The organism is Rhodovulum imhoffii (genome assembly GCF_003046545.1).
In the GTDB taxonomy this organism is placed as follows: domain Bacteria; phylum Pseudomonadota; class Alphaproteobacteria; order Rhodobacterales; family Rhodobacteraceae; genus Rhodovulum; species Rhodovulum imhoffii.
Map to the genome: position 1 here is coordinate 32,393 of NZ_QAAA01000003.1, position 16,009 is coordinate 48,401.

Sequence of the window (16,009 nt, forward strand, 5' to 3'; positions counted from 1 at the left end):
CAATGACAGGCCAGGCACGCCGCACGCGCCGGAAGCGCGGCAGACCCGCGCACGCTCTCACGACTGGCCCATGATCCGGAGAACATCGTCATCTGTGACGCCCCCTGGAACCGGCCATTGTTTGAACCAGGAAAGGAAGGCGGACGGGAGATGGCCCGGAAACGGTATTCGGGCAAGGACGCCCTGAAGCTTCTGCGTGAGATCGAGATGACACTTTCGAAGGACCGGCAAGTACTTCACCTGCCGCAGCTTCGTGACAATCCCGTCCGGCTTGTGCGGCTTGGCAGCCATTCCGGGTCCCCGTTTTCCTGACCATGACGACGGGCCACTTCACTGGGGGAGGCTCAGTTGACCGGGATCGCCGCGGCCTGTGTTTCATCGTGGCGGCAGGACTGGGACAGTAATCGGCAGGTGCGGCCCCATCCCCTTTTCGCTTTTGGTTCCCGCTTTCCAGAACGGATGCGGCCGGGCAGGGGGGCGTCAGGTTGGTATTTTCAACGGGGATACCAGAAGCATCGTAGACCCCCATCCCATGACAGTCGGGGTTTGGCGGGTCTCTGCCGCCCCGGTCAGGAGGCGGCAGGAAATCCGGGGGGCCTGGACCGTCCGGCTTCCTTTTCCAGAAGACCTTCCAGCAGAGCCAGACGTTCCTCGGTGAAATTGCCGGCGCGCAGGCCGAGATCCCTGATGGCGCGCACGAAGAACTGTCGGAAATCCTTGCGCTCCTCGCACCTGGCAAGCAGCTTCACCCCTTGCGGCGGATGCACCAGTGCCAGCGGAAGGACTGTGCGCGTGGTTTTGTTTCCGGACAGGTCGGTATAGCCGAACGCCACCGGCTGGCAGGCCCGGATGGCCGCGTGCAGTGTGGCCAGGTCCGCCGCCGCGGCCTCGGGAACGTATTCCGGCTGGTATTGTGCCGGGCGCACGTCCAGCATCTGGTAGATGCGGGCGAGGAGCGCGCCCTCGGGGTCGGACTCAGACAGCCGTTCGATCGCGGCATTCGCGGCGGCTGCGGTGACCGGATCGCCACGATAGCCCGCAAGAGCCAGGCCGCGCAGGGCCGCATCGCGCAGATCGGGGTTCAGGACCGGTACCGGGTCTTGCATGGCGCTGGCCGCAGTGCCGTTCCCGAAGCCGATCGCGGCAGCAGCACCGGCAAACCGGGTGCCGAGAGCGCGGCGTGTCAGGGTCAGGGGTCGGGAACGACCGGGGCGCATGATGATTCCTCCTTGGGGCGAAAGGGACGTTAAATCGCATGTCGTGAGTATTCCGGTCAAGTTTTTTGCAGGCAAGCGTGCCATCGAACGGTGGCCTGTTTCATTTTTGCCATGGGCAGCCACGCCGCTCACAAAACCCCAGGATCAGGCCAAGGCCCGCGCGCCGACCCCACTGGTATATCCGTTTTCCGCCCCATCCGGATCGTGGATTCGCAGGTCCAGAGCGCTTTGCAAAGCCGCCGAAAGCAATTTCAACGGGGCAGACATGGCTCCACGGTCGAAGCCGAGGCCGGCATACGCCCCTATCGAGGGCCAAAAGACAGCCAGACCATGCCGGCAGGCGAAGCCGGTGATGAAATCCCCGCGGCGGTCAAACGGTTCTGTCCGCGAACCCAGAACTCAACTTCCGAACTTTGGCTTCTGGCCCTAGACGCATGTAAAGCTGATCCGAAAGCTGACCGCCTCCGCCACGTGGGGGCGCCGGACAGAGGTGGCCTCGTCAAGGTCCGCGATCGTGCGTGCCACACGCAGCACCCGGTGATAGCCGCGTGCCGACAGGCCGAAACGCTCCGCCACCTGTGCCAGCAAGGTCCGCCCTTCGGCATCGGGGGTGGCGATCTCTTCCAGCAGGCGGCCCTCCGCCCCGGCATTCACGCGGGGTTCGGCCCCGGCAAACCGGGTGGCTTGCACCGCCCGCGCCGCCGCGACCCTTTCGGCCACGGTAGCAGAGCATTCCCCGTCCGCCGGCAGGTCGAGATCGGCATAATCGACCGGGGGAACCTCGACCCGCAGGTCGAAGCGATCCATCAGGGGGCCGGAAATGCGGCCGAGATAGTCCTGCCCGCAGCCCGGTGCGCGGGAACAGGCGCGTGCCGGATCCGCAAGGTGACCGCAGCGGCAGGGATTGGCCGCCGCCAGCAGCAGAACCCGGCTTGGGTAACGTATATGAGCGTTTGCACGGGCAACACAGACCTCCCCCGTCTCCAGCGGCTGGCGCAGGGTTTCCAGAACCGCGCGCGGGAATTCGGGCAGTTCGTCCATGAACAGAACGCCGTTATGTGCCAGCGAAATCTCCCCCGGCTTTGCCCCGCGTCCGCCACCGGCCATCGCGGCAACCGAGGCCGTGTGATGCGGGGCACGAAACGGGCGGTTGCGGGAGATGCCGCCTTCATCCAGCAGTCCCGCGACGGAGTGGATTATCGAGGTTTCCAGCGCCTCCGCCGCTGAAAGCGGGGGCAACACCCCCGGCATCCGTGCGGCAAGCATGGATTTTCCCGCCCCCGGAGCGCCGACCATCAGCATATGGTGCCCCCCCGCCGCGGCGATTTCCAGCGCGCGCCTGGCCCGGTCCTGTCCTTTTACATCGGACAGGTCCTTGGGCGCGGGCGGGGGGGAAACCTCCCCCGGTTCGGCCACGGGCAGGGGGGCATGGCCGGTGAAGTGCCGCACGACCTCGGCCAGCCCCGGTGCCGCCAATACCTGTGTGGCCCCGACCCACGCAGCCTCGGCCCCGCAGGCGCGGGGGCAGATCAGGGCGCGCCCGGCTTCTGCGGCAGCCAGCGCGGCGGGCAGTGCACCGACCACTGCCACCAGTGATCCGTCCAGCGACAATTCCCCCAGCGAGACGGTTGCCGCGATGTCTTCGGGCGAGACGACATTCAGCGCCCCCAAAAGCGCCAGCGCGATCGGCAGGTCGAAATGCGACCCTTCCTTGGGCAGGTCGGCAGGCGACAGGTTCACCGTGATTCGCCTGGATGGCAGCGCCATATCCATCGCCGCCAAGGCGGCACGCAGCCGTTCACGGGCCTCGCTGACAGCCTTGTCGGGCAGGCCGACAATGGTGAAGGCAGGCAGGCCGGGGGAAATGGCGCATTGCACCTCTACCAGCCTTGCCTCGGCCCCTTCAAAGGCCACCGTGTAGGCGCGCGCAACCATTCCGACCCCTCGACTTTCAGGGGATTGTGGCCGGCCTTTATTTACAAAAAGTAAATTCCTTCAAAGCTGTGCAAATTTGAACAGCACAAGTTCGAAATGCTATGCTTACCAATGTGACACACATGTGATCCGATCCTTGTAGTGCGACGTAATACCCTGCGACGAACCGTAACAGTTAATGGATCGAATCAGCCGGAGGGCGTAATGGCGACCACAGGTTTCGACTCTGCCAATCTTTCCCGTCATGCCATGCAGGCCGAACTGCTGGATGCGGAAACCGAATTCAGGCTTGCCTGCGCCTGGCGCGATGAGCGCGACGAGGCCGCGCTGCACCGCCTGATCACAGCCTACATGCGGCTGGCCATTTCGATGGCGGCAAAGTTCAAACGCTATGGCGCGCCGATGAACGATCTCATCCAGGAGGCAAGCCTGGGTCTGATGAAGGCCGCTGACAAGTTCGACCCGGACCGTGGGGTGCGCTTTTCGACCTATGCGGTGTGGTGGATCAAGGCCAGCATCCAGGATTACGTGATGCGGAACTGGTCTGTGGTGCGTACCGGGTCCACCTCCAGCCAGAAGTCTCTGTTTTTCAACATGCGCCGGGTGCAGGCCCGGCTGGAGCGTGAAGCCTCCGCCCGTGGCGAGATACTCGACCGTCACCAGCTGCGCGAGATGATCGCGCAGGAAGTCGGTGTTCCGCTTCAGGATGTGGAGATGATGGAGGGCCGCCTGGCGGGCAGCGACTTTTCGCTCAACGCAACCCAGTCCGCCGAGGATGAGGGGCGCGAGTGGATCGACACCATCCAGGACGAGTCCCGACAGGCCGCGGCGCTGGTCGAGGATCGCCACGACCGTACCAGGCTGCGCGGTTGGCTGGTTCAGGCGATGGCGGATCTCAATGAGCGCGAACGCTTCATCGTGCGCGAGCGTAAATTGCGTGACACACCGCGCACGCTGGAAAGTCTCGGGGGGGAGCTTGGCCTGTCGAAGGAGCGGGTCCGCCAGCTTGAGGCGGCCGCTTTCGGCAAGATGCGCAAGACCCTTGAAACCGAATCGGCGGAGGTGCATCACTTCCTCGCATGAGGAAACTGATGAAAACCGCCGCCTGTGCGGTGCTGGCCGCATTCCCCGCCGGGGCGGAACAAATCGCGCCGGGGGCCATCGCCAGCCTGCCCCGGGCCGATGTCGTCGTTCTGGGGGAGGTGCACGACAACCCCCATCACCATGTAAATCAGGCCCGTGCGGTGGCGGCGTTGCGCCCCGTCGCCCTTGTCTTCGAGATGCTGACACCCGATCAGGCCGCCCGTGTCACCGACGATCTGCGCGGCGATGCGGTCGCGCTTGGCAAAGCTTTGGGCTGGGCCGGGTCCGGATGGCCCGATTTCGACATGTATCACCCCATCTTTGCCGCGGCACCGCAGGCGGCCGTTTATGGTGCCGCCCTTCCCCGAGACACCGTCCGCCGCGCGGTGACCGAGGGCGCGGCCACCGTTTTCGGTCCGGAGGCGGAGGCCTGGGGTCTTGCCGCTCCCCTGCCCGCCGCGCAAAAGGCCGCCCGCGAGGCCAACCAGATGGAGGCGCATTGCAACGCCTTGCCCGAAACCCTTTTGTCCGGTTTGGTTGAGGCCCAGCGCCTGCGCGATGCCGTGCTGGCTCGCACCACGGCACAGGCGGTGGCGGAAACGGGCGGGCCGGTGGCGGTCATTACCGGCAATGGCCACGCCCGGCTGGATTGGGGCGTTCCGGCGGCGCTGGCGCTTGGGGCACCGGCGGTTACCGTGCTGTCCGTCGCCCAGTTCGAGGCGGTGCCCGAAGGTGCGCAACCTTTCGACCTGTGGCTGGTCACCGCCCCTGCCGAGCGGGAAGACCCCTGTGCCGCCTTCGCCAAGTAAGCTTGTGCCATGCCTGTCCGCCGCCTAGACAGAAAGGAAGGTTTCAAAGGGGATTCCATGCTGGCAGGCAAACGTATTCTTCTGATCGTCGCAGGAGGCATCGCCGCGTACAAGTCGCTGGATCTCATCCGCCGCCTGCGTGAGGCAGGCGCACGGGTGAGCCCGGTTCTGACCCGTGCCGGGGCGCAGTTCGTCACGCCGCTGTCCGTTTCGGCCCTGGCGGGGGAGAAGGTTTATACCGACCTTTTCGATCTCACCTCCGAGGCAGAGATGGGTCACATCCAGCTTTCGCGCGTGGCGGACCTGATCGTGGCCGCTCCTGCCACGGCCGATCTGATGGCAAAGATGGCCTCCGGGCAGGCGGACGACCTGGCTTCCACCGTGCTTCTGGCGACGGATACGCCGGTGCTTCTGGCCCCGGCGATGAACGTGCGGATGTGGCAGCATCCGGCGACCCGGCGCAACCTTGCGACCCTTCAGGCCGACGGGGTGCGCCTTGTTGGCCCCAATACCGGCGACATGGCCTGTGGGGAGCATGGACCCGGCCGCATGGCCGAAGTGCCGCAGCTTCTGGATGCCATTCGCGACGCGCTGGCCGATGGCCCGCTGGCAGGCAGGCGCATTATCGTCACCTCCGGCCCGACCCATGAATCCATTGACCCGGTGCGTTACATCGCCAACCGGTCTTCCGGCGCGCAGGGGGCGGCGCTGGCTGGGGCATTGGCGGGGCTGGGGGCGGAGGTGGTGTTCGTCACCGGACCGGCGCAGGTGCCGCCGCCGCCCGGCGTGAAGGTGGTGCCCGTGGAAACCGCGTCGGAAATGCTAAGGGCTGTTCAGGCCGCGTTGCCTGCCGATGCGGCGGTCTTTGCTGCCGCTGTGGCGGACTGGCGTGTTTCCAATGCCTCCGGACAGAAGATGAAAAAAAATGCCGGGGGTCTGCCGGTTCTGGAATTCGCCGAGAACCCGGACATCCTTGCCACCATTTCCCGGATGGCGTCCGGGCGTCCGTCCCTGGTTGTCGGGTTCGCGGCCGAAACCCATGACGTGGAACGCCATGCGACCGAGAAGCTTGCCCGCAAGGGGTGCGACTGGATCGTGGCGAATGATGTCTCGCCGGGGACCGGCATCATGGGCGGGGCGGAAAATCAGGTGACTCTGATCACCGCCGAAGGGGGGGAGGCCTGGCCGCGCATGACCAAGGAGCAAACCGCCAGGCAATTGGCCGCGCGCATCGCCGGAGCACTGGCATGACCCCGGTTCTGCACGTTGTGTGGGAAGAGTGGGCGGATCGTTCCCTGCCCTTGCCGGCCTATGAAACCGAAGGTGCGGCCGGGGCGGATATTCGCGCCAACCTGCCAGCCGAACTTCGTGCCGTGGGGCTGGTCCTTGCTTCGATGGAACGCCGGATCGTGCCCACCGGATTGCGGCTGGAAATCCCGCCGGGGTTTGAGGTGCAGATCCGGCCCCGCTCGGGCCTGGCGCTGAAACACGGGCTGAGCCTGCCCAACACCCCAGGGACCATCGACAGCGATTACCGTGGCCCGCTGGGCGTACTTCTGATCAACTTCGGGGCAGAGAGCTACACCGTTCGGCATGGAGACCGCATCGCCCAGATGATCGTTGCGCCGGTGGTCCAGGCACATTTCGAGGTGGCCCAGGGGCTCAGCCGATCCGCCCGCGGCGCGGGCGGGTTCGGCTCCACGGGGCGTGACTGATGGCGGTTCTGGCGCTTGCGCTGGGTCTGTGGGTTTTGGGCGCGGTTCTGAAAGTTGCGCCGCGCACCCGGTGGGTGGCAATTGTCGCAGTATATGTGGGGGTGCTGGTGATACAGGTGTCGATGCCGGTCGCCCACCCGTTGCGCGTGGCCATCGGCGGAACACCGCGGGGATGGGCGGCCCTGGGCGTGATCGTGGGGTTTTTGGCCCTTTACCGTGCGGGGGTGCGCGTATTGCACCGCCGGGCTGAGGCCCGGAACCCCGCTCCTGTCCCCGAGGGGCCGTTTACTGCGGATGAACTCGACCGTTACGCCCGTCATATCGTCCTGCGCGAGATTGGAGGTCCGGGGCAAAAACGGCTGAAGGCTGCCCGTGTTCTGGTTGTCGGGGCTGGGGGGCTTGGATCGCCTGTCCTGCTTTATCTTGGTGCGGCCGGTGTGGGAACCCTGGGAGTGGTGGATGATGACGTGGTGTCGGGGTCCAACCTCCAGCGGCAGGTGGTTCACACCGACGCGCGGCGGGACGAGGCCAAGGTGATTTCGGCGCAGGCAGCGGTAACGGCGCTGAATCCCCATGTGACGGTTCAGCCCCACAATTGCCGCCTGACCCGGCGGAATGTCCGTGACCTGCTTGCCGGTTATGACCTGATCCTTGATGGCAGCGACAATGCGCAGACCCGCTACCTGATCAATGAGGTCGCGGTGGCGTTGGGGACGCCGCTGATTTCGGGTGCCGTCAGCCAGTGGGAGGGGCAAATCAGCCTGTTCGACCCGGTACGCGGGGGGGCGTGCTATGCCTGCGTTTTTCCCGAAGCCGTGGCACCGGGGCTGGCGCCATCCTGTGCGGAGGGCGGCGTGGTGGGGCCATTGCCCGGCGTGATTGGTACGATGATGGCGCTGGAAGCCGTCAAGTTCCTGACAGGTGCGGGGGAAGATTTGCGCGGCAGGATGCTGATCTACGATGGTTCAGGTGCGATTTGGCGTGAAATCCGGACCCGCCCGACACCAAACTGCCTGGTTTGCGGAGGTCTCAGCGGCAGAGAAACTCCGCCTGCTGGGTGATGCTCCGCCCCTTGCCGCCCTGCGCGCCGACCGCGTCGCGCCACTGAGATCCGTCATTCCAGATGCGGAACTTTTTGCCGTTCGTGCAAATGACCTGATAGGCCGTACTGCCGCCCGACTTTCCGTCCTCCGATATGCTGCTGACACCGCCTGCGTGGACCGGGGCACCGATTGTGAGAAGCAAAAGGAAAACCGCAATTGAACCCGCAAATATACGCATCTATCGACTCTGAAATTCTGGCCTTGGTAATTGGCGTGTTGCAGCGGTGACGCGAGAATAGATCCTGAAAAGCGCCAATGCTCAAATACGGCGTAACGCGCTGCAACACAAGGTGTCTATGCCGGGAACTCGGCGAACGATCAATCCTGGGGTTGGATCGATCTGCAAACTTGGCGCGAGCCGCACAAAAAGAACCCGCAATGCAAAGTCAAGTTTTGTCGCCAGATGCAAAGTTTCGAGGGGAAACTCCGTGGAAGCTTTTGAATTTTCTTGAGAAACTCGAAAGATTCCCGTAGCCGCATTTTTTTCCGGCTTCGGTGACACTGACCCCGGAGGAAATCAGGTGGGCGGCATGCTCCATCCTTTTTTCTGACAGGAGGGCGGAAAATCCTTTGCCGTAAATCTGGTCCGTCTTGCGTTGAAAGGCGCGCCGACTCATTGCACAGGCTGCCGCAGCCTGGTCGATTCCAAAATCCGGATCGGACAGGCCCGCCTGCAGCGCCAGGGCCAGCGTCTCGGCAAAGCTCAGATCACGGGGTGCGGTCGTCACCCCCTTTGCGGTCGGAGTGTCGTTGCCAAGGGTGTTGATCTGGCGGTTGACATGGTTGCGCAACGTTGTTCCGGCGCGCAGGCGGATCTGAACCCGGTCGCGCAGGTCGTCAACCTCGAATGGCTTGGTAATGTAGTCGTCCGCCCAGGCCAGCCGCCCGCTGCGCCGGGCGTCAGCATTGCCCAGCGCGGTCAGGAAGACGATCTGGATATGGGCCGTTTCGGCATGTTCCTTGACCTCGTGGGCAAAGTCGAACCCTGACCCGTCCGGCAGCATCACGTCACACAGGATCAGGTCGAAGGCGCGGGTGGCCACAGCACGGCGCGCGGCGGCGAGGGAAGCCACTGCATGCGGCGCTGCGATATCGTTCAGCAGCGTGGCAAGGTAATTGCGCATTTCGCCGTCATCCTCGACAATCAGGACCGGGGGCAGGCCGGTTTCTGGGGGGGGCGTATCCGTTGGGCCGGGCAAGGCCTGTCCATGCACCGGAAAGCGGGCGATGATCTCGTTTCTTTCCCGGTCGATCGACAAGGATCCGCCGGATTTCGCCAGCACCGCACCGATGATCTCTGCCCCCTTGCTGGCAGGGCGGGTGTTGGCGCTTTGCGCGAACAGGCCCATCTGGGCCGCCACGTCTTCGGGAATTTCCAGCCCGTCGTTCTGGACCCGGATTTCAAGCTTTGCATCGCGCAGGGCGCAGTTCAGCCTGATGTGGCCGCCCGCGGGCGTGTTTTGTACCGCGTTCGACAACAGGTTATGCAAAAGCGTTTCGCAGGCGGCGCTGTCGATGGTGATTGCGCCGATATTTTCCAGGACACAGGCCAGATGCACGCCTTTTTCATGGGCGACGTCCTGGTAAAGTTGCAGCACCGGGTCGATGAAGGCTTCGAAATCGACACTGGCATGGCCGCTTCTCAGCCCGCCCTTTTCCTGCGCGACATTGGCCATTTCCTCAGTCAGTTGTACCAGCCGCGCCGTGGCCCGGCCGACGAGATCTATCAACCTGTGTTCCTCGGGCGGAAGGTTGGGGCTGCGCAATACCGTTTCCAGCGGGGCGCGCATCAGCGACAGGGGGGTCCGGATTTCATGCGCTGTGCGGGCATAGAACTGGGCGCGTTCCTGCGCGGAACGGGTAAGTTCCGCGTTGATTTCAACCAGATCGCGGGTTTTCTGCTCTACCTTGCGGCGCAGTTCGGCATTGCGCGTGCGCATTCGTATCATCCGCAGGGACGACAGTGCAAACAGGGCCATTGCGGCGATGAAGGCGTAATAGATGTAGGCGTACCAGCGCCGGAAAACATTCGGAGCCACGGTGAAGCTGTAGGATTGCACCGGGGTGCGGGCTCCGGCGGCGCTTTCGCCTTGATACTTGATCTCATACCGGCCCGGGCCCAGCCGTGGGCGATGGAGTACGTGGTGCACGCCGGTCGCACGCGACCAGGTGGAATCGAGCGGTTCCAGTTTCCACAGCAGAGCGTTTCTCTGGGGGCGTTCGAAATGATGAACGCCAAAGGTGAATTCCACATCTGCGGGGGCACTCGCAAGGGCCGTGCCCTCACCGCTTTCGGTTCCGTCTGCGGGGCGTGCCCTGAAGGAAACGATGGGCGGCCGGATGTTGGTGCCGACCGTAGCCGGATCGAAGACGGAAAGCCCCTTTACCCCGCCCACGGCGAGACGCCCGTCGTGCAGAACCGCATGGGCGTTGAAGTTGAATTCGCTGCTCTGCAAGCCATCGCTTGCATGATACACGTTCAGGCTGTCATCCGTGAGGTCCAGCCGCACCAGTCCGCCGTTGGTGGTGATCCAGACCACGGTATCGGTTTCGGGCAACAGCCCGTAAAGCGTTTCGTTCGGCAGGCCGTGTTCGCGCAGCAGGAAGCGGGCGGTCCTGGAGACCGGGTCGAGGATCGACAGGCCGCCGCCCGTTGCCACCAGCACCTGACCGTCGGGCAGGCGGAGGACGTCGCGCACATCGGGGTCGGGCAGAAGATGGGGTGCGGTATAGCTTTCCAGTTCCCCTGTCTGGGGGTCGCGCCGGCTCAGGCCGCCGCTTGTTCCGATCCACAATGCGCCGTCCGGGGCCTCGTAGAGGCCGCGGATGCGATCATGGGGCAGAGAGCCCGGCCCGGCCCGCGTGCCGAGGTTTTCGAGGACGTTCAGGTTTTCATCGAGATGCAGCAACCCCGACTCTGTTCCGGCCCAGAGGGTACCGTCATGGTCGGCCTCCAGCAGCCGGATCACGCGGCTTTCGAACAGGTTTCGCCCGCCGGGGCCGCGCGGCTCATCGATGGTCCCGGTCGCGGGGTCGTAGCTCAGCAGCCCATGCCCGCGCAAGGAGATCAGCAACCGTCCATTCCAGGGCAGCAAGGCGCGCACATCTCTGGCCTTTGAGCCGAGCGGGACCGCCTCAAAGCGATGTTCGTCGGGCAAGAAGCGGGAAAGACCACCCTTCGTTCCGATCCAGACCACCCCATCGCCGGTCTGCGCGACCGCCCAGACAGCCCCTGAAAGCGGCCCCGCCGCCGGATCGGCCGGATCTTCGAAATAGCTCAGGAATGCGTCGGGCAGGAGCGAGACGTTTGCCGCGCCCTGATCGTAGGTTCCGATCCACATCCGCCCGGTGCGTGCGGCATAAAGCGCGATGACGCTGTCGCTGGGCAAGCGATACGGCTGGGCAATCGAGGCCCGATGGTTTTCCAGCCGGCGTGACACCGGATCGTAGGTGAACAGCCCGTGCGCCCATGTGCCGAACCACAACCGCCCGTCATCGCCCTCGGCAATCGCGCCGACATCCGTGTCGGGCAGAACAACGGGACGGCTGATGGCGCGTGTGACCGGATCCATGAAGTTCAACCCGGCATCTTCGGTGCCGATCCAGATGCCGCCGTTGCTGTCCTCGAACAGGGTGTTGACCTTTCGGCCAGGTAACCCTCCCTGTTCGGGGGTGAACCACTCCGCCCTGCCCGCATCGATGGCCAGCCGCAGCAGCCCCTGCCGGGCCGTGCCCAGAAGAACCGCGCCGCGCCGGTCGATCAGTACGGCCCGGACGGACAGCGCGCCACCGCCGGAGTCCGGCAGGGTGGCGCTGCTTACGGTGAAGGAACTGCCCTCGGGCAAGAACATTGCGACCCCGCGCTCGGTGCCCGCCCATATGCGGCCGGCGCTGTCTTCGGCAAAGTCATAGACGTCATCGCTGGGCAGGGCACTGTTGGCCGTTTGGAACCCGGCAAGAACCTGCCCGGCAGTGTCGAATACCGTTACGCCACCGCCCATCGTGCCAACCCACATCCGGTTGCGGCTGTCCCTGAAGACGCTGCTGAGATAGTTGCTTTGCAGCCCGTTGTCGTTTCCGAACTGCCGGTGGATATAGGTGAATCCCGCCCCGTCATAAATGCTCAGCCCGTCGCCGGTCGCGAACCAGATGCGTCCGTCGCGGGCCTGTGCGATGCCCGATACAGTGCTTTGCGACAGGCCGTCTTCAATCGAAATCCTGTGCACGGTCTTGGGAACATCCGCCATCGCGGGCGAAAAGGTCACCAGCAGTCCGAAAAGAAAACCCACACAGGCAAGGGACTTCGGCATACCGGTCCTTTCCGTAAAGTCAGGTTGCGGTCAGGCACATTCTGCACAGTTTCCCTGTCCAACCAATACGCAAATGCCGACGGGCCTTGGTGTTTCCGAAGCCGGAACATACATGCAAAAGAGCGGGGCGGATCTGAAAGGAAGACATCATGAAATCTCGGGCCTTTGCCATTCTGGGCCTTGTCGCGGTTGCGCTCGTCGCGGGCTGGATCTGGGTCCAGAGCACGAGTGGGCGGTTGCCGCCGGGATTTGCCCAGTCCAATGGCCGGATCGAGGCTGAACGGATCGACATTTCCACCCGTTTCGGCGGGCGGCTGGCGGAAATCACCGTGGCCGAAGGGGACCGAGTCGCCGCCGGACAGGTGGTGGCACGGCTCGACTCCACCCAGTTGCAGGCCCAGTTGCGCGAGGCCGGGGCCGGTGTGCGTGCCGCCGAACAGGGGCTGGCGGAGGCCCGCGCGGTCCTGGCCGAGCGTGAAAGCGGCCTGACCTTTGCCCGGCAGGAGCTTTTTCGCGCCGAATCCTTGCAGAAGCGTGGGCATACCCCCGCAGAAACCGTGGATCTGCGCCGCACGCAACTGACTGCGGCAGAGGCGGCAGTGGCTTCGGCAAAGGCCGGTGTGGCGACCGCCAGGGCGCGGATCGAGGCGGCGCAGGCCACCGTGGACCGCCTGGACGCGGATCTGGACGAATATGCCCTGACCGCGCCGCGGGCGGGGCGGGTGCAGTACCGGCTGGCCGAGCCGGGTGAGGTTCTGTCCCCCGGTGCGCGGGTGGTCACGTTACTGGACCTGACCGATGTTTCGATGACCATCTACCTGCCCACCGCTGCCGCCGGGCGTCTGGCCTACGGGGCACAGGCGCGCATCGTCTTCGATGCCGCGCCGCATTTCGTGGTGCCCGCAACCGTCAGCTTCGTGGCGGGGGAGGCCCAGTTCACTCCGAAATACGTGGAAACCGCAGAAGAGCGGGAAAACCTGATGTTCCGCGTCAAGCTGACCCTGCCGCCGGAGGTGTTGCGCGCCCATCAGGATATCGTGAAAACCGGTGTGCCGGGGGTGGCCACCGTGCAGGTGGACCCTGCAGCGCAGTGGCCCGGGGATCTGGCCGTCAGGCTGCCCGATGCCAGATGAGGCCGGTCTTCGCCTGCGGAGGGTCAGCCACCGCTACGGCCCCATTCAGGCGCTGGAGGATGTCTCGCTGACCCTGCCCGCAGGGCAGATGGTGGGTTTGATCGGGCCCGATGGCGTAGGCAAGTCCACGCTTCTGGGGCTGATTGCCGGGGTGCGCAAAATTCAGCATGGGTATGTCGCGGTGCTCGGGGGGGATATGGCAGACCCGGCCCACCGTGCCACCGCCTATCCGCGTATCGCCTATATGCCGCAGGGTTTGGGGCGGAACCTCTACCCGACGCTTTCAGTGCGGGAGAATGTCGATTTTTTTGGTCGACTGTTCGGGCAGGGCGCCCGCGAACGGGCCGGACGTATCGCCGAACTTCTGGACAGCACCGGGCTTGGTCCCTTCGCGGAGCGCCCTGCGGGGAAGCTTTCGGGGGGAATGAAGCAGAAACTTTCGTTGTGCTGTGCGCTGATCCATGATCCGGATCTGCTGATCCTCGACGAACCGACCACCGGAGTGGACCCGCTTTCGCGCCGGCAATTCTGGGAACTGATCGCCCGCATCCGCACCCGCCGTCCCGGCATGACGGTGATCACCGCGACCGCCTACATGTCCGAGGCGGAGGGGTTCGATCATCTTGTCGCCATGGATGCGGGGCGGGTCCTGGCCACCGGCACCCCGGGAGAGCTGAAATCCCGTACCGGTTGCGCGACGCTGGAAGACGCCTTCGTTGCTCTGCTGCCCCGGGAAAAGCGTGCCGGACACCGCAAGGTGGTGCTGCCGCCGCGGGATCGCACCGACCGCGCGATCGCCATCGAGGCGGATGGCCTGACCATGCGTTTTGGCGATTTTACCGCGGTCGATCATGTCAGCTTCCGTATCGAGAGAGGGGAGATTTTCGGGTTTCTCGGGTCCAATGGCTGCGGCAAGACCACAACGATGAAAATGCTGACCGGCCTGTTGACCCCCAGCGAAGGCCACGCGCACCTGTTCGGGCAGGAGGTGGACACCGCTGACCTGACCATTCGCGGGCGGGTGGGGTACATGTCGCAGTCGTTTTCGCTCTATTCCGAACTGTCTGTCCGGCAAAACCTGTCCCTGCATGCGCAATTGTTCCAGCTGTCGCCCGCTCGCCAGAGGGCGCGGGTCGCGGAACTGCTGGAGCGGTTCGACCTGGCGGACGTGGCGTCGGCCCGCCCCGAGAGCCTGCCCCTGGGCCTGCGCCAGCGGTTGCAACTGGCCGTCGCGGTGCTGCATGAGCCAGAGATGCTGATCCTGGACGAACCTACCAGCGGCGTTGACCCGGTAGCGCGCGATGCGTTCTGGGAATTGCTGATCGCCTTGTCGCGACAGGACGGTGTGACGATTTTCATCTCCACTCATTTCATGAATGAGGCCGCGCGGTGCGACCGTATCTCGTTCATGCATGCAGGCAGGGTTCTGGCGGTCGGGACACCACAAGAGTTGTGTGACATGCGTGGCGCCGGGACGCTGGAAGATGCCTTTATCGCCTATCTCGAAGACGCGGGCGGACAGGAGGACACCGGTACCCCCTCCCCCCCGCAAGGGGTGGTTCCCGGTGCGTCCGGCTGGCTGTCGCCCAGGCGGATCTGGGCCTTCGCCCGCCGGGAGGCGGTGGAACTTTTGCGTGATCGCATCCGCCTGGCCTTCGCGCTGCTGGGCCCGATGGTGCTGATGCTGGCGGTCGGGTTCGGCATTTCCTTCGATGTGAAGAACCTGACCTATGCCGCGCTGGATCAGGACCAAAGCGCCGAAAGCCGCGCTTTTCTGCGCCAGTTGTCCAGTTCCACCTATTTCGCGGAGAAGCCGCCCATGGAAAACCTTGCCGCGATCGACCGCCGCCTGCGCGCGGGCGACATTACCCTGGCGGTGGTGATTGCGCCGGGCTTCGGGCATGACCTGTTGAGCGGAGAGCGCCCCGAGGTGGCCGCGTGGCTGGACGGGTCCAACACCGTGCGGGCGGAGACCGCACGCGGCTACGTGGAAGCGGCGTTTCTGTCCTACCTTGCGGAGCTTTCGCGGGGGGAGAGCGGTACCACGCCGGTTCTGTCTTCTGCCCGGGTCGTGCCGCGGTTTCGCTACAACCAGTCTTTCGAATCGGCCTATGCGATCCCTCCCGGTGTTCTGATGATGATGCTTATCATGATCCCGACCATGCTGACGGCGCTTGGCATCGTCCGGGAAAAAGAGATGGGATCGATCACCAACCTTTACGCCGCACCGGTGCGAAAGCTGGAGTTCCTTCTGGGCAAGCAGGCCCCTTACATCCTGCTGGCCATGGTCAGCTTTGTGTTGCTTCTGGCGATGCTTTTGGAAGTATTCGGTCTTCGGATTCAGGGCAGTCTTGGGGCGCTGGTGGGGGGGGCGGTGCTTTACGTCACCGCAGCGACCGGTTTCGGGCTTGTGATTTCCAGCTTCGTTCGGTCCCAGATTGCGGCTATTTTCGCCAGTTCGATCATCGTCATGATCCCGACGGTGAATTTTTCCGGGATGCTTTATCCCGTTTCCACGCTGGACCGGGGCACGCGCCTGATCGGGGAGGCCTTCCCGCCACTTTACTTTCAGCGCATCAGCACCGGCGTCTTCAACAAGGGTCTGCCGTTCGAGGCGCTGTATCCCAATCACCTGGCCCTGGCAGGGTTTTGCGTGCTGTTCTGGGTGCTGGCGGTGGTTTTGTTGAAAAAGCAGGAGGCATAG

11 protein-coding genes are annotated in these 16,009 nt (G+C 64.4%); 8 read left to right on the top strand and 3 right to left on the bottom strand.

Annotation, left to right across the window (positions count from 1 at the left end):
- Positions 1-150 precede the first annotated feature (150 nt).
- Positions 151-312: a hypothetical protein gene (locus C8N32_RS14920; protein WP_170106719.1), complete on the top strand. Its 162-nt coding sequence runs from the start codon at positions 151-153 to the stop codon at positions 310-312.
- Between the two features lie 257 nt (positions 313-569).
- Here the strand turns inward: C8N32_RS14920 and C8N32_RS03220 are convergent, their stop codons facing one another.
- Both C8N32_RS03220 and C8N32_RS03225 read right to left on the bottom strand, forming a co-directional pair.
- Complete coding sequence (locus tag C8N32_RS03220; protein ID WP_170106720.1) at positions 570-1,217, bottom strand: WYL domain-containing protein; 648 nt, start codon at positions 1,215-1,217, stop codon at positions 570-572.
- Between the two features lie 426 nt (positions 1,218-1,643).
- The gene (locus C8N32_RS03225; protein ID WP_107891040.1) at positions 1,644-3,152 is read right to left on the bottom strand and encodes a YifB family Mg chelatase-like AAA ATPase; all 1,509 of its coding nucleotides are present in this window, start codon (positions 3,150-3,152) and stop codon (positions 1,644-1,646) included.
- A gap of 204 nt (positions 3,153-3,356) precedes the next feature.
- Between C8N32_RS03225 and C8N32_RS03230 the strand changes: the two genes are divergently transcribed.
- Genes C8N32_RS03230 through C8N32_RS03250 form a run of 5 tightly spaced genes read left to right on the top strand, consistent with a single transcriptional unit; the run spans position 3,357 to position 7,820 of the window.
- Entirely contained in the window at positions 3,357-4,235 is an 879-nt protein-coding gene (locus tag C8N32_RS03230; protein WP_107891041.1) for an RNA polymerase factor sigma-32, read from the top strand.
- Positions 4,232-5,044, top strand: coding sequence for a ChaN family lipoprotein (locus C8N32_RS03235; RefSeq protein ID WP_107891042.1), 813 nt, complete (start codon positions 4,232-4,234; stop codon positions 5,042-5,044). The genes C8N32_RS03230 and C8N32_RS03235 overlap by 4 nt, the downstream gene beginning before the upstream one ends.
- Positions 5,045-5,101: 57 nt before the next feature.
- Positions 5,102-6,295 (top strand): bifunctional phosphopantothenoylcysteine decarboxylase/phosphopantothenate--cysteine ligase CoaBC, encoded by a 1,194-nt coding sequence (gene coaBC / locus C8N32_RS03240; RefSeq protein ID WP_107891043.1) that lies wholly within the window; start codon positions 5,102-5,104, stop codon positions 6,293-6,295.
- Positions 6,292-6,759 carry a dUTP diphosphatase gene (gene dut / locus C8N32_RS03245; protein ID WP_107891044.1) on the top strand — a complete coding sequence of 156 codons (468 nt, stop codon included), beginning with the start codon at positions 6,292-6,294 and terminating at the stop codon, positions 6,757-6,759. Before coaBC ends, dut begins: the two co-directional genes overlap by 4 nt.
- On the top strand, positions 6,759-7,820 hold the full coding sequence (locus C8N32_RS03250) for a HesA/MoeB/ThiF family protein (RefSeq protein ID WP_242509625.1): 1,062 nt from the start codon (positions 6,759-6,761) through the stop codon (positions 7,818-7,820). The genes dut and C8N32_RS03250 overlap by 1 nt, the downstream gene beginning before the upstream one ends.
- Before the next feature lie 428 nt (positions 7,821-8,248).
- Here C8N32_RS03250 and C8N32_RS03260 read toward each other — a convergent pair whose 3' ends face one another.
- A complete protein-coding gene (locus C8N32_RS03260; protein WP_107891047.1) occupies positions 8,249-12,172 on the bottom strand; it encodes a hybrid sensor histidine kinase/response regulator transcription factor in 3,924 nt (1,307 codons plus the stop codon).
- A 149-nt stretch (positions 12,173-12,321) separates the two neighbouring features.
- Between C8N32_RS03260 and C8N32_RS03265 the strand changes: the two genes are divergently transcribed.
- On the top strand, positions 12,322-13,305 hold the full coding sequence (locus C8N32_RS03265; protein ID WP_107891048.1) for an HlyD family secretion protein: 984 nt from the start codon (positions 12,322-12,324) through the stop codon (positions 13,303-13,305).
- The gene (rbbA, locus tag C8N32_RS03270; RefSeq protein ID WP_107891049.1) at positions 13,295-16,009 is read left to right on the top strand and encodes a ribosome-associated ATPase/putative transporter RbbA; all 2,715 of its coding nucleotides are present in this window, start codon (positions 13,295-13,297) and stop codon (positions 16,007-16,009) included. Before C8N32_RS03265 ends, rbbA begins: the two co-directional genes overlap by 11 nt.